At 40.7% G+C, this 975-nt stretch carries 2 protein-coding genes; both read right to left on the minus strand.

The features are described from left to right. A partial coding sequence (locus tag ACRCJ0_RS15565) for an ABC transporter permease subunit (protein ID WP_431391097.1) occupies positions 1-237 on the minus strand: 237 nt, incomplete at its 3' end. A 12-nt stretch (positions 238-249) separates the two neighbouring features. Further along, positions 250-975, minus strand: a 726-nt coding sequence (locus tag ACRCJ0_RS15570) for an ABC transporter substrate binding protein (RefSeq protein ID WP_431391098.1), incomplete at its 5' end; no start/stop codon positions are given.

Below are 975 nucleotides of genomic sequence, written 5' to 3' on the forward strand. Positions count from 1 at the left end.
CGTTACTAAAAACCCTGTAATAGCACCTGCAGCCATACCTGCTAAAAATGAAATCAACAATGTCGCAAAAGGATCAATATTAAAGTAAAGCATTTGGGCACCAATGGCACCACCCAATACAAACGACCCTTCAGTTGTCATATCCGGTGCATTTAAAATTCTAAAAGTAATATAGATTCCAAGACCCATTACAGCCCAGATTGTCCCTTGAGAAAAAGCACTAATTATCATGTCCATATGGTCCCCTCCTTATTCGCCAACTAATTCAGCGTATTCGTCACTGTTAACATCAATTGCCGCATCAATCAATTCTTGTGGTAGTTCAAAGCCCAATTCTTCAGCTTTAGCTGTATTGATGTAGGTATCTGTTTTGTCATTATAGATAATTGGATAAGTTGCTGTATCTGCGCCTTCAATGACATCTGCTACTACTGTTGCTGTATCTAAACCGAATTGATATTGGTTGATACCAACTGTCGCTAACCCACCGTCAGCAACCATAGCGTCTACTACTGGAATAACTGGAATGCCGTTTGCATCTGTTACTTGAATTAAGGTATCCATAGCACTAGCAATTGTATTGTCATTTGGTACCCAGATAACATCTACTTGGCCAGCCAATTGTTCAGCAACTGATGCTAGGTCATTTGTTGAAGTAATGGTAGATTCTACTACGTTCAATCCTCTTGATTCAGCTTCAGCCTTGGCTTCACTAACCGTTTTGGTTACATTCGATTCTGAAGAATTGTAAATAATGCCGACATTTTCCATATCTGGTAAAATTTCTTGCATTAAATCAAATTGTTCTGCAACTGGTGCCATATCTGTAACCCCTGTTACATTAGCTCCTGGTTTTTCATCAGAAGCGATAAAACCGTTGTTAGCTGGGTCTGATACCGCAGATAAGATTACCGGACGATCGCCGTTAGCGGCATTGGCTAAAGCTTGAGCAGCTGGCGTTGCGATGCCGACTAG

Source organism: Aerococcus sp. L_32 (assembly GCF_050689315.1).